Genomic DNA, 25,479 nt, shown 5'->3' on the forward strand with positions numbered 1-25,479 from the left:
GACGTCACGCGGGCGCCGCCGGCGTTCAGCGCGCCGCCGTCGCCTTGCCGAACCCGCCGAGGATCTTCTTTTCGAGCGCGATGTAATCGCGGCCGAAGTGGTGATCGCCCTGCGTCTTGATCACGTCGGCGCCCGTGTTCGCGAGCGCCGGGCACATCGTGTCCGTCTCTTCCGCGCCATAGAAGCACTGCACGAGCGCCGGCGGCACCTTCGCGATCTCCGGCGCGACCTTCAGCGCGTTGTCGCTGGCGGGCATGCCGAGCCAGCCCGTCACGCGGATCTGGAAATCGGCGGACGGCGCGAAGCCGAGCAGCGACATCACCACGACCTTGTCGCGCAGGTCGGCCGGCAGCCGGTTGTACGCGAACGGCATCACGTCGGCGCCGAACGAGTAGCCGACCAGCGCCACGCGGCTCGCATGCCAGCGCGCCATGTAGGTGCGCATCACGCGGGCCAGATCGCGGCTCACCTGCGCGGGCGGCTTCTCGCTCCAGAAATAGCGCAGGCTGTCGATGCCGACCACCGACACGCCGTCGCGCTGCAGCGCCTCGGCGATCGTCTTGTCGAGATCGCGCCAGCCGCCGTCGCCCGAGATCACGATCGCGAGCCGGTCGCTGCCGCCCTTGGCCGGCAGCTCGACGAGCGGCAGGTCCGATACGTCGAGCTCGTCGCTGCTGGTGGTGACGTGCAGGTGCGACGTGACGAGCGACACGAGCTTCGCGGTGTCGCCCGCCGCCACCGTTTCGACGAAGCCCGGCATCGCGCGGCGCACGATCGTCGGATCGGGCGGACACGGTTTGAAGCGCGGATCGAGCTTCGCGGCCGGACCGACCGCGACGACACCGGCGATCGTGTTCTCCGGCGCCATCGACAGGATCTGCTTCGCGATCGCGCCGCCCTGGCCCACGCCCGCGACGATCGGCGTGAAATAGCGCGACGACTGCGCGAGACGTTCGAGCTGATGGCTGACCGCCTCGGCGTCGCCGTCGAGGTGGTGGCAGGCCTCCTGCTTCGCGGCGAGATTCGCCGCGTAACGCCCGGAATCGACGCCGACCGTCATCGCACCGGCTTTCGCGAGCGCGTCGGCCGCCTGCTGATCGGCGGCATGCCAGCCGGCCTCACGCGAGAACAGCACGACGAAACCACGCAGCGGCCCGCTTGGCTTCGTCACGGTCACGGGCCCATAGCGGCCGCCGGACACGGTTTCGGCTTTCACTGCGGCCGGCTGCGCCGCGCACGCGGCGCCGGCCAGCATCATTCCCGCGCAGGCGGCTGCCGCCCGCGCGATTCCCTTCGTCAACATCATGAACGCCGACCTCCAGCCAGCAATGACAGATCCGCGAGCGTGACGAACACGCCGACCGAGCCCGAGGCCGCGAGATAACGCGGCTCCCAGTGCGGTTCGAACTTGCTCTTGAAAGCGCGCAAGCCGCGGAAGTTGTAGAAGCGGCCGCCGAAGCGCCAGACCATCAGGCCGAGCCGGTGGAACGGCGACGGCATCTTCGCCGCGCCCATCCCCGAGAACGGCGCGATACCCAGGCTCAGCTTGCGGAACCCCGCTTCCTTCAGATGCAGCGCGAGCTGCGTAAACAGATACTCCATCGCGTACGGCGAAGCGTCCGGCAGATGGCGCATCACGCCGACCGTCGCCTCGGTGTTGAGGTCGGTCGTCATGAACGTGACGAACGCGATCGGCTTGTCGGCCTGCCGCACCAGCATCACCGATTGCGTCGCGAGATAGCCGTCGTGGAACGCGGCCACCGAGAAACTCTTCTCGCGCGCATCGCGGCTGTCGAGCCAGCCGTCGGAGATGTCGCGCAGCGCGGGCAGCGCGGCCGGCACGTCGTCCGGCGCGATCACCTCGACCGTCAGCGCATCCTTGTCGCCGCGGCGCAGCGCGTAGCGTAGATGCGAACGGTTCGATCCCTTCAGGTCGAACCGGTCGAGCGCGATATGCGCTTCCTCGCCCAGCTTCATCAGCGTGAGCCCCGCGTCGAGATACAGCGGCAACGCGTTCGCGCGCACCTGGTAGAACGCCGCGCGGCCGCTGTGCGCATGCGCGAGCGCGATGAACTTGCTGATCAGCGCCGGCCACTCTTCACGCGGCCCGACCGGGTCGTGCAGCGCGGCCCACGTGCGGCCGTTCTTCGCGTACATCAGGAACGCGCGCCGCGACTCCGAGAACAGGAACGACTTGTCGCCCATCAGCGCGAGGCCCGCGTCGCTGCATTCCTGCGCGCGGATGATCTGCTCCGCGTCGACCAGATCCTGCGCCGCGGGCTTCACGAAACGCCCGGGCGCCGGGCGCAGCAGTTGCCACAGCGCGAACAAGGCAACGAACACGCCGGCGGCGAGCGTCGCGCGCAGCGCCCGCGGCGCGCGCGCATCGAACGAGAAATGCGACCACAGCTCGCGCGTGTACGGCACGTCGCGGAACGCGAAGAACAGCACCCACACGGCCAGCATCAGCACCAGCGCCACCGACACGAACCAGCTCACGGTGAAGCGCTCGGCGAGCAACGACGAATGACGGTTGAACCGGCGGCGGCTGACGAGCAGCAGCACGAGCAGCGTCCCGAGCACGCCGGCCTCGACGAACGCGAGGCCCTTGACCAGCGACAGCGCGAGGCTCGCGAGCGTCAATGCGAAGGTCATCCACCACGCGCCGTCGAGCCGGCGCAGCAGCCCCCGCGCGACGAACAGCAGCGCGACGCCGAGCACGCTGCAGATCACCTGCGAGCCTTCGAGCACCCACAGCGGCACGATGTGACGCAGGATCGCGATCCGGTGCCAGAACGCGGGCGTCGCGCTCGAGATCACCAGCATCCCGCCGACCGCGAACGTCACGAGGCTCAGGAACACCGGCGCGAGCTGCGACACGCGCGCGGCCTGTCGCGTGACGAGCCGGCGCCGCAGCGCACGGCCTTCGAAGCCGGCCAGCAGGCCGGCCGACAGCACGAGCGGCACGCCGAAATAGATCGCGCGATACGCGATCAGCGCGGCGACCATTTCGTGCGCGGGCACTTCGCGGCCGAGCGTGAAGACCATCGCCGCCTCGAACACGCCGATCCCGCCCGGCGTATGGCCGATCATCCCGAGCAGCAACGCGGCGGCATAGACGGTAATGAAGGTCGGGAAGCCGACGGGCGCCGCCGGCAGCAACACCCACAGCGTCAGGCCCGCAGCGACGACGTCGAGCACCGCGTAGACGACTTGCGCGACGAGATCGCGCCGCGCCGGCACGTCGAACGACAACCATTTGAAGCGCGTGGCGACCGGGCGCGCGGCGTTGCCGCACAGCCCGACCAGCGCGGCGAGCACGACGAGCAACGCGGCCCCCGTCCACGTGAGCACGCCGGGCGCGACGTGCAGCATCGCGGCGAGCGCCTCCGGCACGCAGACCATGCCGACCGCCGTCATCAGCACCATCGCGAGCGCGAGCGTGCCGCTCGTGAACACCGTCATCCGGCCGATCTGGGCGGGCGTGACGCCCGATACGCCGTACACGCGGGCGCGCACCGCGCCGCCCGTCAGCGCGCCGAAGCCGGTCGCGTTGCCGAGCGCGGAGCCGGCAATCGCGCCGATCCATAGCGCGACGCGCGGCACCCTGGCCGCGACGTAGCGCAGGCCGACCGCATCGCGGGCGACGAGCGCGAGATAGCTGAGCGCCGTCGCGGCGAGCGACGCGCTCCATTCGACGACGGACATGTGACGCAACTGGCGCATCACCGACCGGTAGTCGACGGATTCCGACAGGTGCTGGAAAACCACGATCAGCAGCAGGCCGATACCGAGCGCGAGCAGCGGCGACAGCACGCGCTCGTGGCGGATCAGCGCCCGGGCACGGGCGATCACCGCCGCGGCAGGGCCGGGCGAACCAGGGTGGCGGGAAGACATAACGTGTTCAGTGGTGGTGCATAGCGTGTCGCGGCGCGGGTGGGCCGGGCGGCGACGAAAATCTCGTTGTTCTGCGTGGGCGGCCGGCCAGGACGAGGGCGGGCGGCGCCGAAACCAGAACTTACGAGTATACGGAACTTATATTACAAAATCTTTCATGTTCGCTTTGTGCGAATTTGTGATGTCTTGCGCATCAAAACCGCATAGAAATACGGCGTTCCACGAACGCAGGTGCGCATCATACCGGGAACCGGGGCGGTTTTTTCATCGGATGAACGCGTTGTGATCCATTTGGGAGAAATCTGCCGCGCCAAGCGCGGACAGTGAGGACGAAAACGCGACGGCGCCGCGCGTTTCGGAATGGGAACGAGTCGATCCGGTGCGCCCGCGCGGCGCACCGTCGGTGCGGAACTACGCTCCCGTACGCTATTTCGCCCGCTCGTGCTCGCCCAACCCGATCGCCTTGTAATCGTAGGTCGGGTAGAACTCCGTCCGGTACGCGCCCCAGGCCGTGTCCTCGAGCACGCGATTGACCTCGCGCAGCCGCGACGCCGGCAGCCGCAGCACGACGATCTGACCGATTCCCATCGTCACGGTCCAGCTCACGACTTCGACGCCCGGCGGCGGAAACGCCTTGTAGAACCCCTGCTTCGCGAGTTGCGCATTCAACTCGGCGAGCGGGCGGGATTGGTCGTGTTTCAGGAACACCGTCAGCAGCACCGCATTGTCGGTCGTCGCGACAGCCGTGCCGGCCGGCACCGTCGACGTCTGGCCAATGGCCGGTGCGCCGGAAATCGCGACGGCCGCCACCGCCGCGGCAATCACGAGCGTTCGAATCGGAAAATGCGGGAAGACGGTCATCGCGCGACTCCATGGCTTCGTGGTGGAGCCGCCATCATGCGCCGCCGGATCGATCGTTGCAGCGGGCCCGGCCGCTGCGCTTACGCCGCGCCCGCGCCGTCACGCTCGCGCAGCACGTCGATGAACGCGCGCAGCTTGGCCGGCACGTGCTTGCGGTTCACGTAATACAGCCACATCGGCGGCAGCGTCCGGCACGCACCGGGCAGCACCTCGACGAGCGTGCCGTCGCGCAGGTCCTGCTCGATCCGCTCGCGCACGAACGCGAACGCGATGCCGACTCCGGCGCGCGCCGCGTCGATCACCGCATCGTCGTCGTTCGTCACGAACACGCCGTCCGGATCGAGATCGACGTCGCGTCGCTCGTCGTGCAGCAGCCATTTGTGCAGGCGTCCGCTTTCCGAAAACCGGAAACGGATGCACGCATGCCGCGCGAGCGCGGCGATCGACTCGGGCGTGCCGTGCCGGGCAAGATAGGCCGGAGACGCGACCAGCGCACACGTCAGCGCAGGCGCGATCCGCACGCCGATCATGCCCGGCTGTAGCCGGTCGGCCAGGCGGATTCCCGCATCGAAGCCGTCCTTCGCGATGTCGACGAGTTCGTTCTCGTAGCGAATTTCGAGCCGGACTTTCGGATAGCGCTCGCGGAACGTCGCGAGCACCGGCGCGATCACGAGCAAGCGCGCGAGCGGCAGCGCGGTCACGCGCAGCAGCCCGTTCGGCTCGCTGCGCGCATCCTTCAGTTCGTCGCGTGCCTGCATGACCTGCCGGTACGCGGGTTCGGTCTGCCGCCAGTAGCGCTGGCCGGCTTCCGTGAGACTCACGCCGCGCGTGCTGCGGTTGAACAGCTTCACGTTCAACTCGCCCTCGAGCTGCCCGATCGCGAGGCTGACGGCGGCCGGCGTCAGACCCAGCGCGGCGGCGGCGCGCGTGAAGTTGCCGGCCGTCGCGACGGTCATGAACACGTGCAGCCCGGCCATCGGATCGCGTCTGCTCATCGCCTGCCCCATCATTAAAAAAACTTGAAACTGCTTCCAGCGGAATGCGGATTCTCCCATATACCGCAACTGCCTACACTGGCCCTGTCGTCTTATCGGAGCCCCTCGCATGAACCCGCTCACCGCCGCACTGCCGCTCGCCGTCGCCCGCCGCACGATCGACGCGGCGCTCGCGCATGCCGCATCGCTACAGATGGCCGGCGTCGCGATCGCCATCGTCGATGCCGGCGCGAACCTGCTCGCGTTCGTGCGCACCGACGGCTGTTTTCTCGGCGCGATCGATCTCGCGCAGCGCAAGGCGCTGACGGCGGTGCGCTTTCGCGCGTCGACCGGCGCGCTCGGCGCGATGTCGGGCGACGGCCCGCTGCGCGGCATCGAGCACAGTCACGGCGGGCTCGTCACGTTCGGCGGCGGCGAACCGCTCGTCGACGGCGACGGGCGCTGCGTCGGCGCGATCGGCGTCTCGGGCGGCAGCGTCGACGAAGACACCGCGATCGCGCGGCACTGCCGCGACCTTTTTCAGGCAACCCTTCACACCACAAGGTAAGCAGATGGCACAGAAACGCATCCTCATCACCGGCGCAGGTTCGGGCTTCGGCCGCGAAGTCGCGCTGCGGCTCGCCGCGCGCGGCCACGACGTGACGGCCGGCGTACGCACGGCCGTCGAGCTCGACGCACTGGCGGACGATGCCGCGCAGCGCGGCACCGCGGTGCGCGCGGTGAAGCTGGACGTCACGTCGGCCTACGATCGCGCCCGCGCCGCCGAATTCGACATCGACGTGCTCGTGAACAACGCGGGGGTGGGCGAAGCCGGCGCGCTAGTCGACCTGCCGGTCGAGATCGTTCGCGAGTTGTTCGACGTCAACGTGTTCGGGCCGCTCGAACTCACGCAGCAGATCGCACGCGGGATGCTCGCGCGCAAACACGGCAAGATCGTGTTCGTGTCGTCGATCGCCGGGCTGATCACGGGGCCGTTCACCGGCGCGTATTGCGCGTCGAAGCACGCTGTCGAATCCGTGGCCGAGGCGATGCATGCGGAACTCGCGCCGCACGGAATCCAGGTCGCCGTCGTGAACCCCGGCCCGTACCGCACCGGCTTCAACGACCGGATGATGGAAACGATACGTCGCTGGCACGATCCGGCCGCGCATACCGTGACGCCCGCGCGGCTGACGTTCCCGCTCGAACAGCACGACCCGGAGGAAATGATCGCGAAGATGGTCGACGTGATCGACGGCGACGGCGGCGCGTTCCGCAACCTGCTGCCGGCGGCGTCCGAAGCGTTCGTGCGCGCCGAGCAGGCGCGTGCGTGGGAGCGGCGGCAGTAAGCCGCCGGAGAAGCGGCGGCCCTCCCGCCCGCCGCTCGCGCGATTCAGTACACGTCGCGCATGTAGCGCCGCGCCTTCGAAAGCCGCGCGACGTAATCGTTCGCGGCTTCGTCCGACATGCCGCCATGCTCGGCGACGATCGCCTTCAGCGCCGTATCGACGTCCTTGGCCATGCGCGCGGCGTCGCCGCACACGTAGAAGTGCGCGCCTTCCTCCAGCCATGCGAACAGCTCGGCGCCCTGCTCGCGCATCCGGTCCTGCACGTAGACCTTGTCGGCCTGGTCGCGCGAGAACGCGAGATCGAGCCGCGTCAGGAAGCCGCTTTCATGCATCTCGCTGAGCTCGTCGCCGTAGTAGAAGTCGGTCCGCGCATGCTGCTCGCCGAAGAACAGCCAGTTGCGCCCGCGTGCGCCGCGCGCCCGCCGCTCGTGCAGGAAGCCGCGGAACGGCGCGACGCCGGTGCCCGGGCCGACCATCACGATCGGCACGTCGCCGTTCACCGGCGGCCGGAAGTGCGCGGACTTCTGCACGAACACGGGCACGCGGCCGTCGTCCGCGCGATCGGCGAGGAACGTCGACGCGACGCCTTTGCGCGCGCGCCGGCCGTTGTGATAGCGCACGGCCGACACGGTCAGGTGAATCTCGCCCGCATGCGCGCTCGGGCTCGACGCGATCGAATAGAGGCGCGGCTGCATGCGCTTGAGCATGCCGACCAGTTCCGCGCCCGACAGCTCGACCGGGTATTCGTGCAGCACGTCCGCAAGCTGTTGCCCCCACAACCATTGCTTCAGGTCGCTCTTGCGATCGTCACCGAGCAGCGACTTCAGCGCGCCGTTCGCGCTGCGCGACGCGATGAAGGCCAGCGTGTCCGGATGCGGGCGCGTGATGTCGAAGTGGCGCGCGAGCGCATCGCCGAGCCGGATGTCGCCGACGCCCGGCACCGACACCGGCGCATCGGCCTTCAGCGCGGTGACGGACAGCAGTTCGTCGACCAGTTCGGGGCAGTTGGTCGGCCATACGCCGAGCGCGTCGCCGGTTTCGTATTCGAGATTCGCGCCCTGGGTCGACAGCGATACGTAGCGCGTGTCCTTCGCGGCGCCCGGACGGTTCAGCCGCAGGTTCGCAACGAGCTTCGACGGCGCCGGATGCGCCTTCGTCGGCACCAGCCCCGACGGACTCATCCCGCCGGACGGCACCGCGTGCAGCGCGGCATCGGCCTCCTTGATGCGCGCGACGACGCGTTCGAGCCACTGATCGGCATCGTGCTGGAATTCGACGTCGCAATCGACCCGCGCGCACAGGCGCGCCGCGCCGAGTTCCGCGAGGCGCGCGTCGAGCCGGCGGCCGTGGCCGCAGAACTGGTCGTAGTTGCGGTCGCCGAACGCGAGCACCGCGAAATGCACGCCGTCGAGGCGCGCGGCGCCGCCGGCCTGCAACGCGTCCCAGAATTCGCTGCCGTTGTCGGGCGCATCGCCGTCGCCGAACGTGCTCGTCATCAGCAGCACGTATTGCGCACCGGCGAGCGACGCGACCGGATAGTCGGACATGCATGCCGTGCGGATCTCGAAGCCGGCGTTCATCAGCTTCGTCGCGTAATCCTCGGTCAGCGATTCGATGTTGCCGGTCTGCGACGCCCACAACAACGTGACCTTCGGGCGCGGGCGCACGATGCGCACGCCGCCGGCCGCGGCGGCGTCGGCCGGCAGCGCGGGCGCCGCCGCGCTCTGCGCGCCGGCAGGCAGCGCGCGGCTGAACAGGCCGGCGAGCATCCCGTCGAGCCAGAACCGCACGGGCGGCGTCAACGGCGCGCCGGCCGGCAGCACGGGCACGCCGCCGTCGCCACGGCTGGCGCTCGCCTTCAGCCCGCCGACGAGGCCGGCCACGTACAGGCGCTCGGCGTCGGTCAGCGGCGGCGGCGCGAGATCGGCGACGCCGAGCGCGGCCGCGAAAGTGTCGAGGTCTGCCATATCGAATTCCTGTGAAGCCGCGATCGGCGAGATCGCAGGCGCGGGCGGTGCATCGTCCGCGCCTGCGTCGACGCGCGCCGTGTCATCGTCGGCCGACGCGAACGCGTCCGTGTCGACGCGCGTGAGCGCGACCGCGCAATATTTCAGTTCGGGTTGCTGCGATTCCGGGTCGATCGCGTCGTTCGTCACCGCGTTGATGCACAGGTCGTCGCCGTACACGTCGTTCCAGTGCATCGGCGCGAAGCAGTTGCCGCGCCGCACGCGCTCGGTCACGACGGCCGGCAACACCGCGCGGCCGCGCGCCGAACGGATCTCGACGCTGTCCTTCGCGGCGATGCCGAGCGCGCTCGCATCGTCCGGGTGCAGTTCGACGAATGGACGCGGGTTGAGCTTGTTCAGCATCGCGACCTTGCCCGTCTTCGTCATCGTGTGCCATTGATGCTGCAGCCGGCCGGTGTTCAGCACGATCGGGAACGTGCCGTCGGGTAGTTCGGCCGGATCGACGTGCGGTCGCGCGAAAAAGCGCGCCTTGCCCGACGGCGTCGGGAACGCGATGCGCGGCGCATCGTGCCCGCCGTCGGCCGCGCGCGGCGTCTGGCTCACGCCGTCGTTCAGGTAGCGGATCGGGTGCCGCTCGCGCGCGGTGCCCGGCGCGACCGGCCATTGCACGGGCCCGTCGCGCAACGCCGCATGGCTCGCGCCGCGCAGGTCGTAGCCGGTCGCCGGATTCGAGAAACGGACGATCTCGTCGAACACGTCGGCCGCCGACGCATAGTCGAACGCGTCGCCAAAGCCCATCGCGCGCGCGACTTCCGCGACGATGCGCCAATCCGGCAGCGCATCGCCGGGCGGTGCGACCGCCGCGCGCATCAGCGTCATGTTGCGCTCGGAGTTGATCATCACGCCGTCACCCTCGGCCCACAGCGCGCCGGGCAGCAGGATGTCCGCGTAGCGGTTGGTCTCGGTATCGAGGAACGCGTCCTGCGCGATCACGAGCTCGGCCGCCTGCAGTCCGGCGATCACGTTGCGCCGGTTCGGCACGGTCGCGACCGGGTTCGTGCAGACGATCCAGCACGCCTTGATGTCGCCGGCCGCCATCCGCTCGAACAGGTCGACCGTACCGTTGCCGGTGTCCTTGCGCAGCGTGCCGGCCGGCACGCGCCACAGATTCTCGACGAAGCGGCGGTCGTCGTCGGACGCCACCGAGCGCTGGCCCGGCAGCCCCGGGCCCATGTAGCCCATCTCGCGCCCGCCCATCGCGTTCGGCTGGCCGGTCAGCGAGAACGGCCCGCTGCCCGGGCGGCAGATCTTGCCGGTCGCGAGATGCAGGTTGCAGATCGCGTTGGTGTTCCACACGCCGTGCGTGCTCTGGTTGAGCCCCATCGTCCAGCAGCTCATCCATTCCTGCGCGTCGCCGATCCATTGCGCGGCCGTGCGGATGTCGGCCTCGGCAAGCCCGGTGATCGCGGCGACGCGCTCGGGCGTGTAGTCGGCGAGGAACGCGGGCATCGCGTCCCAGCCTTCGGTGTATGCGTCGATGAACGCGGCATCGGTGCGCCCGTTCGCATGCAGCAGGTGCAGGAGCCCGTTGATCAGCGCGAGATCGGTGCCGGGCCGGATCTGCAGGAACAGGTCGGCCTTGTCGGCCGTGCCGGTGCGGCGCGGATCGACGACGACGAGCTTCGCGCCGGCCTTCACGCGATCCATCATCCGCAGGAACAGGATCGGGTGACAGTCGGCCATGTTCGCGCCGATCACGAAGAACAGGTTGGCGCGATCGAAATCGTCGTACGACCCGGGCGGCCCGTCCGCGCCGAGCGACTGCTTGTAGCCAGTGCTCGCGCTCGCCATGCACAGGCGCGAGTTCGACTCGATGTTGTTGGTGCCGACGAAGCCCTTCGCGAGCTTGTTGACGAGATACTGCGCCTCGATCGACATCTGCCCCGACACGTAGAACGACAGCGCATCGGGCCCATGCGCGTCGAGCACCGCGCGCAACCGCCGCGCGGTCTCGGCGATCGCATCGCGCGCCGGCAGCGGCACGAGGTCGTCCTCGCGCGCGCGGCGCACGAACGCACGGTCGAGCCGGCCCGAGCGGCGCAGCGCGACGTGCGCCGACGAACCCTTCGTGCACAGCCGCCCGAAGTTGGTCGGATGGTCGGCGTCGCCGGATACCTTGACGACTTCGCCGTCCTCGACGTGCAGCACCATCCCGCAGCCGACGCCGCAGTACGGGCACACGCTCTTGACGGGGGTGGCGGTCATGCGTGCTCCGGCGGGCTCAGGCCGCGACCCACACGAAACCGTCCTCGACCCGCGACGGATACGCGCTCACCGACTGCTCGGGCGCTTCCAGGCATTCGCCGGTACGCAGGTCGAAGTGCTGCTTGTACAGCGGCGACGCGACCACGACGCGTTCGCCGAGGCTGCCGATCAGCCCGCGCGACATCACGGCGGCCTGCGACACGGGATCGACGTTGTCGATCGCGAACACGCCGCCGTCGGGATGCGCGACGTGAAACACCGCGACCTGCTCGCCGTTGACGAGCGCGCACACGCCGGTGTTCGGCACGATGTCGTCGAGCGGACACACGCGGGTCCAGGACAGCGGAAGACGGTCGTTCATGATGGGCTCCTTGCTCGGTTACGGATGTCGGTCGGGGTCAGACGGTCGCCGGCTCGGCGACGACCGGAATCGCCACGGGCTTGCCGCCCGCGCGCTCGGCGGGCGTCGCGGGCCGGATCTGGCCGCGCGTCTCGACGAATTCGATCGTCGTGTCCGGCGCGTCGCTGTTCACGAAGTGGCGGAAGCGCTTGCGCGTGTCCGGATCGGTGACGGCCCGCTTCCATTCGCACTCGTAGGTGTCGACCACGTGCTGCATGTCGGCCTCGAGCTCGGCCGCGATCGCGAGCTTGTCGTGCACGACGACGTCGATCAGGTAGTCGAGGCCGCCTTCGAGGTTGTCGCGCCACACGCTGGTGCGCTGCAGACGGTCGGCCGTGCGCACGTAGAACATCAGGAAGCGGTCGATGTAGCGGATCAGCGTCGCGCGATCGAGGTCGGACGCGAGCAGTTCCGCGTGGCGCGGCTTCATTCCGCCGTTGCCGCACACGTACAGGTTCCAGCCCTTCTCGGTCGCGATGATGCCGACGTCCTTGCCCTGCGCTTCCGCGCACTCGCGCGTGCAGCCGGACACGCCGAACTTGATCTTGTGCGGCGCGCGCAGCCCCTTGTAGCGATTCTCCAGGTCGATCGCGAGGCCGACCGAATCGTCGACGCCGTAGCGGCACCACGTCGACCCGACGCACGACTTCACGGTGCGCAGCGCCTTGCCGTACGCGTGCCCCGATTCGAAGCCGGCCGCGATCAGTTCCTCCCAGATCGACGGCAACTGCTCGACGCGCGCACCGAACAGATCGACGCGCTGGCCGCCCGTGATCTTCGTGTACAGGCCGTATTTTTTCGCGACCTGGCCGACCGCGATCAGCCCTTCCGGCGTGACCTCGCCGCCCGGCATGCGCGGCACGACCGAGTACGTGCCGTCGCGCTGGATGTTCGCGAGGTAGTAGTCGTTCGAATCCTGCAGGCCCGCGTGCTCCTTCTTCAGCACGAACTCGTTGAAGCACGACGCGAGGATGCCCGCGACGGCCGGCTTGCACACGTCGCAGCCAAGCCCGCGGCCGTGCCTGGCGAGCAGTGCGTCGAACGTCGTGATGCGCTCGACGCGGATCAAGTGGAACAGCTCCTGCCGCGAATACGGAAAGTGCTCGCACAGATGGTTGTTGACCGCGAGGCCCTGCTTCTTCATCTCGGCCTTCATGATCTGCGTGACGAGCGGCACGCAGCCGCCGCACGACGTGCCGGCGCCCGTGCAGGTCTTCAGCGCGCCGAGGCTCGTCGCGCCGTCGGCCACGGCCGCGCAGATCTGCGACTTCGACACGTTGTTGCACGAGCAGATCTGCGCACCTTCCGGCAGCGCGTCGACGCCGAGCGCCGGCTTCGCCGCGCCGTCCGACGACGGCAGGATCAGGAATTCCGGCGACTCGGGCAACTCGATGCGGTTCAGCATCATCTGCAGCAGCGTGCCGTACTCGGCCGCGTCGCCGACCATCACCGCGCCGTGCAGGAACTTGCCGCAGTCGGACACCACGAGCTTCTTGTAGACCTGGCGGCGCTCGTCCGCGTACTGGTAGGTGCGGCTGCCGGCCGTCGTGCCGTGCGCGTCGCCGATGCTCGCGACGTCGACGCCCATCAGCTTCAGCTTCGTGCTCATGTCGGCGCCGGCGAACGCCGCGTCCGCCGCTTCGGCGGCGTCGCCCGCGAGCTGTTTCGCGACCACGCGCGCCATGTCGTAGCCGGGCGCGACGAGGCCGTACACCGTGCCGTTCCACGCCGCGCATTCGCCGATCGCGTAGATGTCGGCGTCGCTCGTGCGGCACGCGTCGTCGATCGCGACGCCGCCGCGCGGGCCGATCTCGAGCCCGCATGCGCGGGCCAGTTCGTCGCGCGGCCGGATGCCGGCCGAGAACACGATCATGTCGGTGTCGAGATGCGAGCCGTCGGCGAACACCATCCGGTGCGCGCCTTCGTCGCCGTCGACGATCTCGAGCGTGTTCTTGCCGGTATGCACGGTCACGCCGAGCGCCTCGATCTTCGCACGCAGCATCCGGCCGCCGCCGTCGTCGACCTGCACGGCCATCAGCCGCGGCGCGAATTCGACGACGTGCGTGTCGAGCCCCATGTCGCGCAGCGCCTTCGCGCATTCGAGGCCGAGCAGCCCGCCGCCGATCACGACGCCGCGCCGGGCCTGCGCGCCGCACGCCTGCATCGCTTCGAGATCCTCGATCGTCCGGTACACGAAGCAGCCCGCGCGATCGCGGCCCGGCACCGGCGGCACGAACGGACGCGAGCCGGTGGCGAGCACCAGCTTGTCGTACGCGAGCGTTTCGCCCGACGCGAGCGTGACGGTATGCGCGGCGCGGTCGATCGACGCGACTTGCGCGTTCAGGCGCAGCTCGAACCGCGGATGGCGCTCGAAGAAGCCGGGTTCGACGAGCGACAGGTCGTCCGCCGACTTGCCCGCGAAGAATTCGGACAGGTGCACGCGATCGTAGGCCGGACGCGGCTCCTCGCCGAGCACGGTGACGTGCGGCGCGCCCGCCGTGCCGGCTTGCGCCGCGACGCATTCGAGGAGCTTGTGGCCGACCATGCCGTGGCCGATGACGATGAGTTTCATGATGACGGTTCCTTCGGTCGATCAGTTCGCGGCGTTGGCGGCGGCGGCTAGCGCGCGATCGCGCAGCTCGGCTTCGCGCGCCTTGTGTTCTTCGCTGAAGCGCACGGCCATCGCGCAGAGCGCGGTCGCGGTGACGGCGAGGCCGAGCAGGCTCAGCGTGTGCTGCACGTCGCCGACGCCCTTCAGCAGGAAAGCCGCGGCCACCGCGCCGACGTTGCCGCCCGCGCCGACGATCCCCGCGACGCCGCCGAGCGCCTTGCGGTCGATGAACGGCACCAGCGCGTAGGTCGCGCCGCAGGCCATGTGCGTGAAGAGGCCGAAGGTCAGCATCGCGACGAGTGCGATGCCGACGCTTTGCGCATGCGAGAACCAGATCAGCCCGAGCCCTTCGCCGACGATCAGCGCGCACAGCAGCGCCGCCCGCACGTCGAGGCTGCGGCGCGCCGCGATCTTGTCGGACAGCCAGCCGCCGAGCGCGCGGGCGAACAGCGCGAGCAGCCCGAACATGCCGGCCGCGAGGCCCGCGTCCTTCAGCGACAGGCTGAAGTGATCGACGTAGTACAGCGCGGCGATGTTGTGGATGAACACCTCGACACCGAAGCACGCGCCGTACGTGACGAACAGCATCCACACGCGATAGTTGCCGCACGCGGCGAAGAAGCTCGCCCAGCCGCCCTTCTTGCCGCTGTCGATCGTCACGCCTTCCTTGCGCAGCGCGACGAAATCGCCTTGCGGGCAGTCCTGCGTGAAGCGCCAGTACGCCCAGGCCATCACGAGCATCGCCACGCCCGGCACGATCAGCGCGACGCGCCACGACGAATCCTCGCCGAAGCCGAGCATCAGGCCGGCGGCGACCAGCAGCGGCATCAGCGCCTGCGTCGCGCCCGCGCCGGCATTGCCCCAGCCGGCCGTCGTCGCGTTCGCGGTGCCGACCACGTTCGGCGCGAACATCACCGACGTGTGGTACTGCGTGATCACGAAGCCCGCGCCGATCGCACCGATGCCGAGCCGGCAGATCAGGAACCACAGGTAATCGTGCGTGAACGACACGGCGAACACGGGAATCGCGCCGAGCAGCAGCAGCCCGGCATACACGCGGCGCGGGCCGAAGCGGTCGCACAGCGGGCCGACCAGCAGCCGCACGGCGATCGTCGCGGCCACCGCGGCGATGTTGATGTTGGCGACTTGCGCCGCCGTCAGATGAAATTCGCGTGCGATCAGCGGCATCAGCGGCGCGCACGCGAACCACGCGAAGAAGCATACGAAGAACGCCATCCACGTCAGGTGGAACGCGCGCATCGGCGCGGTGCGGAGGCTGAAGAGATCGATACGGGTAGCTTTGTCGGTCATGTCATCCGCCAAACGAAAAACGGCGTCCTGCGCACCGGTCTCGTCGAGACCCGATGCGTAGGACGCCGTTGCCCATGAAGCCCGTTGCCGGGCGCGTCGGTATTCGGTGCTGCAAGCGAATCGCCGTTGATCCGCCCGAACCAGCTTACGCAAGCGACGTGCCATGTCTGCGTCAATCGCGCCGCGAGCCCCGCCGCACAAGGCGCGCCGGGCATCGGGCGCGTCACCGCGGCGCGCGGCGCGCTCTCCGTCGCGATGCACCGAGGCACAGATGTGGTGCGCTGCAGCACTGTCGCCGTGCGGGACGCGGTGCGCGCCGACGGGGCACGATGCACGCCGATGCGGCATGGGGACTGCTCGCGCGCAGCGAGCACGTGCATGCCCGCGGCCATCGCACGGTGCGCCGCGCCGCGCAACGGCCGCATCGTCGCGCCGGCTGGCCCGGATATTGCTGAACCTTCGTCACACCGGCAACGGCGCCGGTGGGCAGTCCCCGCAAACCCGGCCCGCCGCTCACGGCGGGCCCGTCAGGACAACGGCGTCCCCTCCGTGCACGGCACGGCCGGATGCCGGTGCGTTTCGACCGCCCGCCGCCGCCGAGCAACAACGCGACATCAGACCGCCGCAGCAATGCGATGCGGCACAGGAACACGACATGACGACAGGCAAAGTCACGCTGCTGGGCGCCGGGCCCGGCGATCCCGATCTCCTCACGCTGAAGGCGGTCAAGGCGCTGGCCGCCGCCGACGTGCTGCTGCTCGACGATCTCGTCGCGCCCGGCATCGTCGAACTCGCGCCGCACGCGCGCGTGATCCGCGTGGGCAAGCGCGGCGGCTGCCGCTCCACGCCGCAGGCGTTCATCGAGAAACTGATGCGCCGCTACGCGCTGCGCGGCGCGCACGTGGTGCGCGTGAAAGGCGGCGACGCGCTGCTGTTCGGGCGCGCCGGCGAAGAACTCGCGACGCTGCGCGCGGCCGCGATTCCGGTCGAGATCGTCAATGGCATCTCGTCGGGATTCGCCGCCGCCGCGAGCCTCGGCATCTCGCTCACGCACCGCGAGCACTGCCAGGGCGTCACGTTCGTCACCGCGCACCGCCAGGACCACGGCGAACCCGACTGGGCACGGCTCGCGGCGACCGGCACCACGCTCGCGATCTACATGGGGATGAGCCGCGTCGACCGCATCGCGGCGGGCCTGCTCGCCGCGCTCCCCGCGTCGACGCCGGCGGCGGCCGTGCAATGGGTCGGCACGCCCGACGAGCGCCGCTGGACCGGCACGTTGGGCGCGCTCGCGCGCGGCATCGAAGCCGCGCGGCTCGGCAGCCCGGCCGTGATCCTCGTCGGCGGCGCGATCGGCGAAGCGGCCGCGCAGGGCGCGGACGCCGAAGCGACGACCGACGCGGCGCTGGCACGGGCCGCCTGACATGCGCGGCCCCGCGCGGCTTCGGCCGCTCCCCGTTCCGTTCAGCACCGGCCGCGCGTGCGGCCGGCATGCATCGTTCGCCCCTTGCGCCGACGCGTCACTGCTCCTGTTGCCCGCCTCATGAGTTCGTCCGCCCCGCCCGCCCGCCTGCGCGTGCTGCTCGTCACCGATACCGACAAGCCGATCGGCGAACTCGGCGACGCGCTCGCGCGCCTCGGCTACGAGATGCTGAACGACGTCGCGACGCCCGCGCGCCTGCCGGCGGCCGTCGAGGAGCAACGTCCCGACGTCGTGATCATCGATACCGATTCGCCGTCGCGCGATACGCTCGAGCAACTCGCGGTCATGCATGCGACCGCCCCGCGCCCCGTGCTGATGTTCAGTCACGACGCCGACCAGGAACTGATCCGCGCGGCGGTCGGCGCGGGCGTCAGCGCGTATCTCGTCGAAGGGTTATCGGCCGAGCGTCTCGCGCCGATTCTGGAAGTCGCGCTCGCGCGCTTCTCGCACGACGATGCGCTGCGCCGCCGGCTGGCCGACGTCGAGCGCGAACTCGAGGAGCGCAAGCTGATCGACCGCGCGAAACGCGTGCTGATGGACCAGCGCAAGCTGTCCGAACACGATGCGTATGCGGCGCTGCGCAAGCGCGCGATGGATCAGGGCCTGCGCATCGTCGACGTCGCGCGACAACTGCTCGACGCGTCACCCCAGTCATGAGTGCCATGAATACCTCACCTCCCGCCGCGCCGGAACGCGCGCATCTTCGCCTCGGGTTCGTCGCGCTCAGCGACGCGGCCCCGCTGATCGTCGCGCAGCGCCTGAACCTCGGCGCGCGCCATGGCCTCACGCTCGAATTGAGTCGCCAGCCGTCGTGGGCGGCCGTGCGCGACAAGCTGCTCAGCGGCGAGCTCGACGCCGCGCATGCGCTGTACGGGCTCGTCTGCGGGCTGCAGCTCGGCATCGGCGGCCCGCAGGCCGACATGGCCGCGCTGATGGTGCTGAACCGCAACGGCCAGGCGATCACGCTGTCGCGCGGCCTCGCCGACGCTTACCGCGAAACCGTCAGCGTGCGCACCGCGTTCGCGACGCTCGGCCGCAAGCCGCTGCTTGCTCAGACTTTCCCGACCGGCACGCATGCGATGTGGCTGAACGCGTGGCTCGCGTCGCACGGCATCGATCCGCTGCGCGACGTGCGCAGCGTCGTGATTCCCCCGCCCGAGATGGTCGCGGCGCTCGCGGGCGGCGAGCTCGACGGCTTCTGCGCGGGCGAGCCGTGGCACGTGGTGGCCGAAGCATGCGGCGCGGGCCGCACCGTCGCCGTCACGAGCGAGATCTGGCCCGATCATCCGGAGAAGGTGCTCGCGACCCGGCGCGACTTCGTCGCGCTGTATCCGGCCACCGCGCGCGCACTGGTCCGCACGCTCGTCGATGCATGCGCGTGGCTCGACAGCGCCGCGCACCGCCGCGAGGCGGCCGACTGGCTCGCGTCGCCCGACGCGCTCGGCGTGCCGGCCCGGCTGATCGCGCCGCGCCTGCTCGGCGACTACGGCGCGGGGCCGTTCGCCACGCCGCCGCTGCCGATCCGCTTCCACGACGGCGGCACGGTGAACCGGCCCGATCCGCGCGAAGGCGTGTGGTTCCTGTCGCAATACCGGCGCTGGGGCATGCTCGACGGTTCGCACGACGACGCGCGTATCGCCGCGGCGATCGCGCAGACCGCGTTGTATGATGCTGCGGTCGCCGAAGGCGCGGCAGGCCCGTCGCGGGCGTGAGGTCCGAAGCCGGACGCACGAGGCGGGCGGCTCGCCCGCCCGGGCCGTTCCACGCCGGGCCGGCCGTCCGGCCGCTGCCTGCCCGTGCCGCGCGGCCGACACCGCGTTGCTACTCCGTCCCCGCCCCGAATCGATGCCGAAACCCACGCGCACGCCGCTCGACGTGCTGCTCACCGAAATCCGCGCGTGCCGTGCATGCGAGGCCGACCTGCCGCTCGGCCCGCGCCCGGTCGTGCGCGCCCATCGCGACGCACGCATCCTGATCGTCGGGCAGGCGCCGGGTGCGCGCGTCCATGCGAGCGGCATCCCGTGGGACGACCCGAGCGGCAAGCGGCTGCGCGACTGGCTCGGCGTCGACACCGACACTTTCTACGACGAGACACGCTTCGCGATCGTGCCGATGGGCTTCTGCTACCCGGGCCGCGGCGCGAGCGGCGACAACCCGCCGCGCCCCGAATGCGCGCGACTGTGGATCGACCGGCTGCTGGCCGAACTGCCGTCGATCCGGCTCACGCTGCTGATCGGCCAGTACGCGCAGCGGCATTTCCTGCGCGACACGCGCAAGGCGACGCTGACCGACACCGTGCAGGCCTGGCGCGACTACGGCCCTGCTCTCCTGCCGCTGCCGCATCCGTCGCCGCGCAACCAGGCATGGTTCAAGCACCATCCGTGGTTCGACGCCGAGGTCGTGCCCGAACTGCGGCGCCGGGTCGCGCGGCTCGTCGCGGGCTGACCGCGCGAGCGCCCGTGCCCGTCGCGCCCGGTTCGCTGTACCATCGCGGCTCAACCGCGTCACGAACAGCAGAATCCTTCATGCCCTCCACCGCCCCGCCGCGCCTGTACGGGATGCCCGAACGCAGCGACCGGCTCGATTTCTACATCCGCGACCAGGCGTCGCGCCAGGCGATCACCGAGCCGCACCGGCACGCGTATTTCCAGATCCAGTTCAACCTCGGCGGCGACACCGAGCAGCGCATCGGCGGCGTCACGCGGCCGTTTCCGCGCGGCGCGCTCGCGTTCGTGCTGCCGCACCGCGAGCACCTGATTCCGCATCCGGAAGGCGCGCACTTCATCGTGATCAATTTCAGCCAGGCGTTCCTGCGCGCCGATCTCGACGTCGATCCGCTCGATCTCGAGGACGTGCCCGCGCACCGCTTCCCCGAGCTGACGCCGTTCCGCTTCCAGGAGCACCTCGATTTCATCCTGACCGGCGACACGTACGACGAAGCGCGCCGCCTCGCGCTGTGCATGCTCGATGCCGATCGCGTGCGCACGTTCGGCTCGACCACGTTGCTGCGCGGCTACCTGCTGCAACTGATCGGGCTCGTCTGCACGCAGTACGCGGGCGCGCTCGACAAGCTCGCGCAGCGCGGCGCCCAGCGCGCCGGCCGGCGCGACGCGCTGGCTCGCGTGCTGCGCCACGTGCGGGCGAACCTGACCCGCGAGGACCTGACGCTCGCGGCGACCGCCGAAGCCGCGTTTCTCTCCCCGAACTACCTCGCGCACCTGGTCCGCAAGGAAACCGGCAGCACCTTCACCGATCTCGTGACCGAGCGCCGGATCGCGCTCGCGCAATCGCTGCTGGCCCACACCAGCCGGCGCATCGCGGACATCGCGCGCTCGGTCGGCTTCCGCGATGAAGGGTATTTCGCGCGGCGTTTCCGCGCGCGGGTCGGCGTGTCGCCGAAGGCGTACCGCGACGCGAACGCCGCGCCGCCCGGCGGCGACGACACGCCGCCGGCCGCCGACGCGTAGTTTTGTCCCGGTAAAACGCAGTTGCGTCGCATCCGCACGCACGCGCGTCGGGTATCGTTGCACGCATGCCGGCCGGTGTGCCGGCCCTCCGTCTTCCTACCGAACGAGGCCTTCCGATGTCCGCCTATGTCATCGACGCCGCCGAGCGTCCTTCCGTCGAAGTCGAACAGTCGTCCGCGCGCTTTCCGGTGCGCCGCGTCTTCTGCGTCGGCCGCAACTATGCCGACCATGCCCGCGAAATGGGCGCCGACCCCGACCGCGAACCGCCGTTCTTCTTCACGAAGCCCGCCGACGCGATCGTCCCGGCCAGCGGCACGGTTGCCTATCCGCCGCTGACGAACGATCTCCATCACGAGATCGAGCTGGTCGTCGCGATCGGCAAGGACGGCCGGTCGATCGACCCGGCCGATGCGCTGTCGCACGTGTGGGGCTACGGCGTCGGCGTCGACCTCACGCGCCGCGACCTGCAGGCCGACGCGAAGAAACTGAGCCGTCCGTGGGACTGGGCGAAGGGTTTCGACGCGTCGGGCCCCGTGACCGCGCTGCGCGCGGCGGCGGCCACCGGCCACCCGGCGACCGGCCGCATCTGGCTCGCGGTCAACGGCGACACGCGCCAGCAAGGCGACCTCGCCGACATGATCTGGCCCGTGCCCGACGTCATCGCGTACGTGTCGCGCTCGGTCGAGCTGAAGGCCGGCGACCTGATCTTCACCGGCACGCCGGCCGGCGTCGGCGCGCTGCAGCCGGGCGATCGCGTGACGGGCGGCGTCGACGGCGTCGCGACGTTCGAATTCGTGGTCGGCGCGAAGCCGTAATGCTGTTTACAGGGCGGCCTGCCCGGGCCGCCCCGCGAGATCCCGATGCCGATCAGTCGTAGCGGCGCAGGAAGGCGTCGGCGACGGCCGGCGGATTCAGCGCTTTCGCCGACGCGTTTTCCAGCGCCTCGGCCGCGTCGTCGTCGCTGATCGACACGAACAGCGTGATGGCCGCCCTGGCGTCGCCCGTGCCGAACACGCCGTCGCGATCGAGCAGCCGCAATGCCGCGATCATGTCGGCGTGCAGTTGTCGGGAAAATTCCGTGAAGCGCGACTGGACGAACTGCGGACTCAGCACTTCGTCGGCCAGCCTGCCGCAGATCGCGTTGAACGGCGACGCCTCGGCCGCCGCGTACGCCCACTCGGACACGCCCCACACGAACCACGGATCGTCGTCCGCGACCGCCTGTCGCGCGCAAATCCGGCGCAGCCCTTCGACCGAATTGGCGGCCGGCACCACCGTCATCGCGCCGCTGTCGGTGTACAAAGCAAACGCATAGAAATGCTCGTCCGGGTGCAGTGCCCGCAGCGCCCTGAAGGTCGCCCTCGCGGCATCGGCAATGTCCCGCTGGAAATCAGAAAAGTCGCTCATCGCATCCTCGTCCAGTCGCCCTTCTCGCTCGCCGGGACACGCGGCGCGCCGATCGTGCGTCATCTCCCGGCATGCGGCGGATTGTCCGCCATTCGGCCGCGCGCCGGTACCGGGGCGCACCCGCGCTCACCGCGCGGCGTCGCGTCCGTCGAATGCCCGCACGCACACGGCGGCCGCCAGCGCGATCGCCGCCGACAGCAGCATCATCGCGAGCGGCAGGTAGCCCGCGTTGGCGGGGGTCAGCAGCGCTCCCGTCAGCGACGGCAGGAACAGACTCAGCGGCAGGACCGACAGCGCGCACAGCATGATCAGCGTGGCGTGCCGCGGCGACGCCGCGGCGGAAGCGGTCGACGGGTTCGATGGCAAGCGGATGCCCTCCCGCGCACGGGCCGCGCGGCCGTGCGCAACGCAAAAAAAAGCCCCCGAACGAGTCGGGGGCGCATGGGTACCGGCGCGATCCCGCTACCGGGCCCTGCGCCTGTGGACTACTACGATCAAGCAAGCCGTTTTCATGCCGAATGGCTCCTGAATGTCATGAATGCGTGGCGGCGAACCGCCAGCGATATCGGCCGATGTTAGGCGGACCACACCAGCCGCGTCACCGCCCTAACGCGCGCGCACCGAGACGAACTTCCGCGCGTTGTTGCGCTGGATCAGCACGGCGATCACGCTGCCGCCGTTCGCTTCGAGCGACGGCACGTCGTCCGGCGTCTCGAGCAGCGTGTCGTTGAGCGCCAGCACGACGTCGCCCGGCTGGATGCCCGCGCGCGCGGCCGGGCCGTGCACCGCGTCCACCATCATTCCGACCGCGAGCCCCGTCGAACGGCGCTCGTCATCGCTCAACGCGTGCATCGTCAGCCCGAGGCGGTCGCCGTGGTCGCCTGCTTCGCCCGCGGCCGGCCCCGGCCCCAACCGTGCAGCGGCCTTCGGCGCGGCCGTGCCGATTGTCGCGGCCGGGCTGCCGGCCGCATCGTCGGCGCCGACGATCGTCAGCTTCACCGGCGCACGGTTGCGGATCACGCGCAGCGGCGCCTTCGCGCCGGGCGGCAGCGCGGCGGCCAGGTCGTCCAGTTCCGCCGAGCGGCCGATGGCCTTGTCGCCCATCTTCACGATCACGTCGCCGGGCTTCAGCCCGGCCGCGGCGGCCGGCGAGCCGGGCGCGACGCCGTTGACGAGCGCGCCGGCCGGACGCGGCAGCCCGAACGCCGCGGCCAGACCGACGCCGACGTCCTGCACGTCGACGCCGAACGCGTTGGCCGACGGCGGCGCGCCCGGGGCGGGCGCCTGAGCCGGCTGCGCCTGCATCTGCGCCTGCTGTTGCGCGCGCAACTGGGCGCGCACCTTGGCCGCGAATGCGATCGGGATGGCGAACGTCGTGCTCGCGTAGCGGTCGGCGCCCGTATAGACCTGCACCGCGATGCCGATCACGTCGCCCGCGCGATTGAACACGGGGCCGCCCGAGTTGTCCGGATTCGGCGCGATGTCGGTCTCGAAGAACGGAAACGCGCTGCCGTCCGGCAACCGGCGCGACGTCGCGCTGACGATGCCGGCCGTGACCGTGTTGCCCGATCCGTCCGGCGCGCCGATCGTCATCACCGGCTCGCCCGCGCGGACTTTCGACGAATCGCCGACGCGCACGAACGGCAGCTTCGTCGCGTCGACGTGCAGCACGGCGACATCGCTTTGCGGATCGACGGCCAGCACCGTCGCCTTGAATTCGCGGCGGTCGGTGAGGCGCACCGTCACGTCGGTCGCCTCGTCGACCACATGGGCGGACGTCAGGATCAGGCCATCGGCGCTGACGATGAAACCCGAGCCGCTGCCGGACACCGCGCGCGGCGCCGGATCGGGCGCCTGCGCCTGCGGCCCCTGCGCGGCCGGCGGCGCGCCATGTCGGAAGAACGCGGCGAGCGGATCGTCGGGATCGAGGGCGGCAAAGGCCGGGCCGCCGGTTTGCGGATCGGGGCTGGCGGCCATGACGGTCACGACCGCCGGGCCGTAGCGCTCGACGATCGCCGGGAAGTCGACCGGCATCGCATAAGGCGCGGCGGGCGGCCGCGCCTTCATCGCCGGCGGTGCGGCGTGCGGCGCGAGCGTGCCGGCAACGGCGGCGGGCGACGGCAGGATTCCGGCGAACACGCCCCCGATCAACGCGGTGCGAAGCACGGCGCGAGCAAGCGTCTGGCAAACCACGGCGCACCTCCCCCGGCAGCCGCGACGCCGCCCTGCGCGAGACGCGCAGGCGTCCGACAAGCACCGGTACACCCAACCATTTATAGCGCAAGCGCCGGTTGGGACATACGAATCGAAACCCGTATGCCGGAAGGTGTCGCGGTGGTGGAACCGCGACGGCGTTCGTTTCGAACAAACTGCGCGGTTCGTCAATCCGAATATTCACCACGCATCGCTCACTGTGCGCGTCGCCGCCACCTCATCGTCGTGGTCCGCGGCCACCCATTTGCCGGTCGCGCATTGCCGACAGACCGCATGCGGCGCACAAACAGCGAACGGTTCGTCATCGGCCTCCTTCCGTCGACGAACCGGCATCGACTCGAGTCAGTGACACGACAACACCACGACCCCGCCAACGCCTTGCGTGTTCGGCACCGCCGCCGTGTAGCCGACGGCAACGAGCGGCTGAGCCGCGTCATGTCCGACGACGATCGATTGAATCGTCGCGGGCCCGGCGGTCTTCAACACGCCGTTCAACGGCACCTGCGTGTACGTCAACCCGTATTGCGCGCTCCCGAGCTTGATCGACAGGTCCAGCGTGGTGAGCATGCGCGTGACCGGATCGAGCGTGGCCGAAGCCGACACGAGCGTCCCGTTCGTGCCGCCCTCGTTGCTCGCCACCGTGTCGGCGATCACCTGCGTACACGAAAGCGGGCCGCCCGTCGCGGGCAATGACAGCGGCGTGCCGACCGCGTAGTGCACGCCCTGCGTATCGGCATAGGTATTGCCGTCGGTATCCATCGCGCGATTCCACCGGCCGATCGCCACATCGGTGCCGACGCCCTGGATCTCGGTCACGGCCCCGTGGTCGAGTCCGAGGCAGTCGGTCGCCGCCGACGACGACGCCAGCGTCGTAAACGCGCCGCTTCCCTGCTGAACCAGGCTCGTTGCCGGCACATCGGCCGCCGTCATGTTGCGATTCTTCGCCCACTCGCTCGGCAAATTCGGCACCACGAGCACCGCGAGCTGGCCGTTGTTCGCCGCGACCGGCGACGCAGCGCCCGAATAGCTGAAGCTGCCGTTCGGGCGGCAGGCCGTGGGGACGGACGGCTGGGCCGGCGCGCCCGGCGCCGGCGTGGCGGGCGCCGGGACCGTCGGCGTTCCCGCCGTGTCGTTGTTCGACGCGTTGCTGCCCGTTTTGGCCGCGCCACCGTCATCGCCGCCACATGCCGTCAGCATCAACACAGTACTCGCCAGCCCCACCAGACAGACTTGCTTGCCCCGCATGCTTCACCTCGTTTTCTCGTTGTAGAAA

At 70.1% G+C, this 25,479-nt stretch carries 20 protein-coding genes; 8 read left to right on the plus strand and 12 right to left on the minus strand.

The features are described from left to right. Positions 1–25: 25 nt before the first annotated feature. The 4 genes from CFB52_RS22790 to CFB52_RS22810 all read right to left on the minus strand — a co-directional run bounded on the left by CFB52_RS22790 (position 26) and on the right by CFB52_RS22810 (position 5,753). Positions 26–1,306: a virulence factor family protein gene (locus tag CFB52_RS22790; protein WP_099317508.1), complete on the minus strand. Its 1,281-nt coding sequence runs from the start codon at positions 1,304–1,306 to the stop codon at positions 26–28. After that, positions 1,303–3,897 carry a bifunctional lysylphosphatidylglycerol flippase/synthetase MprF gene (mprF, locus tag CFB52_RS22795; protein WP_099317509.1) on the minus strand — a complete coding sequence of 865 codons (2,595 nt, stop codon included), beginning with the start codon at positions 3,895–3,897 and terminating at the stop codon, positions 1,303–1,305. Before mprF ends, CFB52_RS22790 begins: the two co-directional genes overlap by 4 nt. 426 nt (positions 3,898–4,323) lie before the next feature. After that, the gene (locus CFB52_RS22805) at positions 4,324–4,758 is read right to left on the minus strand and encodes a hypothetical protein (protein ID WP_099317511.1); all 435 of its coding nucleotides are present in this window, start codon (positions 4,756–4,758) and stop codon (positions 4,324–4,326) included. An 80-nt stretch (positions 4,759–4,838) separates the two neighbouring features. Then, entirely contained in the window at positions 4,839–5,753 is a 915-nt protein-coding gene (locus CFB52_RS22810; RefSeq protein ID WP_099317914.1) for a LysR family transcriptional regulator, read from the minus strand. A gap of 109 nt (positions 5,754–5,862) precedes the next feature. Here CFB52_RS22810 and CFB52_RS22815 point away from each other — a divergent pair, with 109 nt between their 5' ends. Both CFB52_RS22815 and CFB52_RS22820 read left to right on the plus strand, forming a co-directional pair. Next, a complete protein-coding gene (locus CFB52_RS22815; RefSeq protein ID WP_060310878.1) occupies positions 5,863–6,300 on the plus strand; it encodes a heme-binding protein in 438 nt (145 codons plus the stop codon). A gap of 4 nt (positions 6,301–6,304) precedes the next feature. After that, complete coding sequence (locus CFB52_RS22820; RefSeq protein WP_099317512.1) at positions 6,305–7,081, plus strand: SDR family oxidoreductase; 777 nt, start codon at positions 6,305–6,307, stop codon at positions 7,079–7,081. 44 nt (positions 7,082–7,125) lie between these two features. On the opposite strand, the gene CFB52_RS22825 is transcribed toward CFB52_RS22820, so the two are convergent. From CFB52_RS22825 to CFB52_RS22840, 4 genes are read right to left on the minus strand one after another with little or no spacing between them, the layout of a single operon-like run. Continuing rightward, positions 7,126–11,313: a bifunctional nitrate reductase/sulfite reductase flavoprotein subunit alpha gene (locus CFB52_RS22825; RefSeq protein ID WP_099317513.1), complete on the minus strand. Its 4,188-nt coding sequence runs from the start codon at positions 11,311–11,313 to the stop codon at positions 7,126–7,128. Positions 11,314–11,329: 16 nt separating this feature from the next. Beyond that, complete coding sequence (gene nirD, locus CFB52_RS22830) at positions 11,330–11,674, minus strand: nitrite reductase small subunit NirD (protein WP_059585049.1); 345 nt, start codon at positions 11,672–11,674, stop codon at positions 11,330–11,332. Positions 11,675–11,711: 37 nt separating this feature from the next. Continuing rightward, on the minus strand, positions 11,712–14,285 hold the full coding sequence (gene nirB, locus CFB52_RS22835) for a nitrite reductase large subunit NirB (RefSeq protein WP_099317514.1): 2,574 nt from the start codon (positions 14,283–14,285) through the stop codon (positions 11,712–11,714). Positions 14,286–14,306: 21 nt separating this feature from the next. Further along, positions 14,307–15,635: an MFS transporter gene (locus CFB52_RS22840; RefSeq protein WP_099317515.1), complete on the minus strand. Its 1,329-nt coding sequence runs from the start codon at positions 15,633–15,635 to the stop codon at positions 14,307–14,309. Positions 15,636–16,290: 655 nt separating this feature from the next. Between CFB52_RS22840 and cobA the strand changes: the two genes are divergently transcribed. The 6 genes from cobA (at position 16,291) to CFB52_RS22875 (ending at position 21,400) form a co-directional block, all read left to right on the plus strand. After that, positions 16,291–17,058 carry a uroporphyrinogen-III C-methyltransferase gene (cobA, locus tag CFB52_RS22850; RefSeq protein ID WP_059585046.1) on the plus strand — a complete coding sequence of 256 codons (768 nt, stop codon included), beginning with the start codon at positions 16,291–16,293 and terminating at the stop codon, positions 17,056–17,058. 120 nt (positions 17,059–17,178) lie between these two features. Continuing rightward, positions 17,179–17,775 (plus strand): ANTAR domain-containing response regulator, encoded by a 597-nt coding sequence (locus tag CFB52_RS22855; RefSeq protein ID WP_059639544.1) that lies wholly within the window; start codon positions 17,179–17,181, stop codon positions 17,773–17,775. A 5-nt stretch (positions 17,776–17,780) separates the two neighbouring features. Then, positions 17,781–18,830 carry a CmpA/NrtA family ABC transporter substrate-binding protein gene (locus CFB52_RS22860; protein WP_099317516.1) on the plus strand — a complete coding sequence of 350 codons (1,050 nt, stop codon included), beginning with the start codon at positions 17,781–17,783 and terminating at the stop codon, positions 18,828–18,830. A 133-nt stretch (positions 18,831–18,963) separates the two neighbouring features. Further along, positions 18,964–19,563, plus strand: coding sequence for a uracil-DNA glycosylase family protein (locus tag CFB52_RS22865; protein ID WP_099317517.1), 600 nt, complete (start codon positions 18,964–18,966; stop codon positions 19,561–19,563). 80 nt (positions 19,564–19,643) lie between these two features. Next, positions 19,644–20,585, plus strand: a complete 942-nt coding sequence (locus CFB52_RS22870) for a helix-turn-helix transcriptional regulator (protein ID WP_059585042.1) — start codon at positions 19,644–19,646, stop codon at positions 20,583–20,585. A gap of 116 nt (positions 20,586–20,701) precedes the next feature. Beyond that, positions 20,702–21,400, plus strand: coding sequence for a fumarylacetoacetate hydrolase family protein (locus CFB52_RS22875; RefSeq protein ID WP_099317518.1), 699 nt, complete (start codon positions 20,702–20,704; stop codon positions 21,398–21,400). A gap of 52 nt (positions 21,401–21,452) precedes the next feature. On the opposite strand, the gene CFB52_RS22880 is transcribed toward CFB52_RS22875, so the two are convergent. From CFB52_RS22880 to CFB52_RS22895, 4 genes are all read right to left on the minus strand, one after another. Further along, positions 21,453–21,992, minus strand: coding sequence for a DUF4303 domain-containing protein (locus tag CFB52_RS22880; protein WP_059585135.1), 540 nt, complete (start codon positions 21,990–21,992; stop codon positions 21,453–21,455). A gap of 126 nt (positions 21,993–22,118) precedes the next feature. Next, positions 22,119–22,358 carry a hypothetical protein gene (locus CFB52_RS35425; RefSeq protein ID WP_089465788.1) on the minus strand — a complete coding sequence of 80 codons (240 nt, stop codon included), beginning with the start codon at positions 22,356–22,358 and terminating at the stop codon, positions 22,119–22,121. 240 nt (positions 22,359–22,598) lie between these two features. Beyond that, positions 22,599–24,185, minus strand: a complete 1,587-nt coding sequence (locus tag CFB52_RS22890; RefSeq protein ID WP_099317519.1) for a trypsin-like peptidase domain-containing protein — start codon at positions 24,183–24,185, stop codon at positions 22,599–22,601. Positions 24,186–24,548: 363 nt separating this feature from the next. Then, complete coding sequence (locus CFB52_RS22895; protein WP_257220621.1) at positions 24,549–25,451, minus strand: hypothetical protein; 903 nt, start codon at positions 25,449–25,451, stop codon at positions 24,549–24,551. Positions 25,452–25,479: the final 28 nt, after the last annotated feature.

The organism is Burkholderia sp. AU18528, from assembly GCF_002223215.2.
Classification (GTDB): Bacteria; Pseudomonadota; Gammaproteobacteria; order Burkholderiales; family Burkholderiaceae; genus Burkholderia; species Burkholderia semiarida.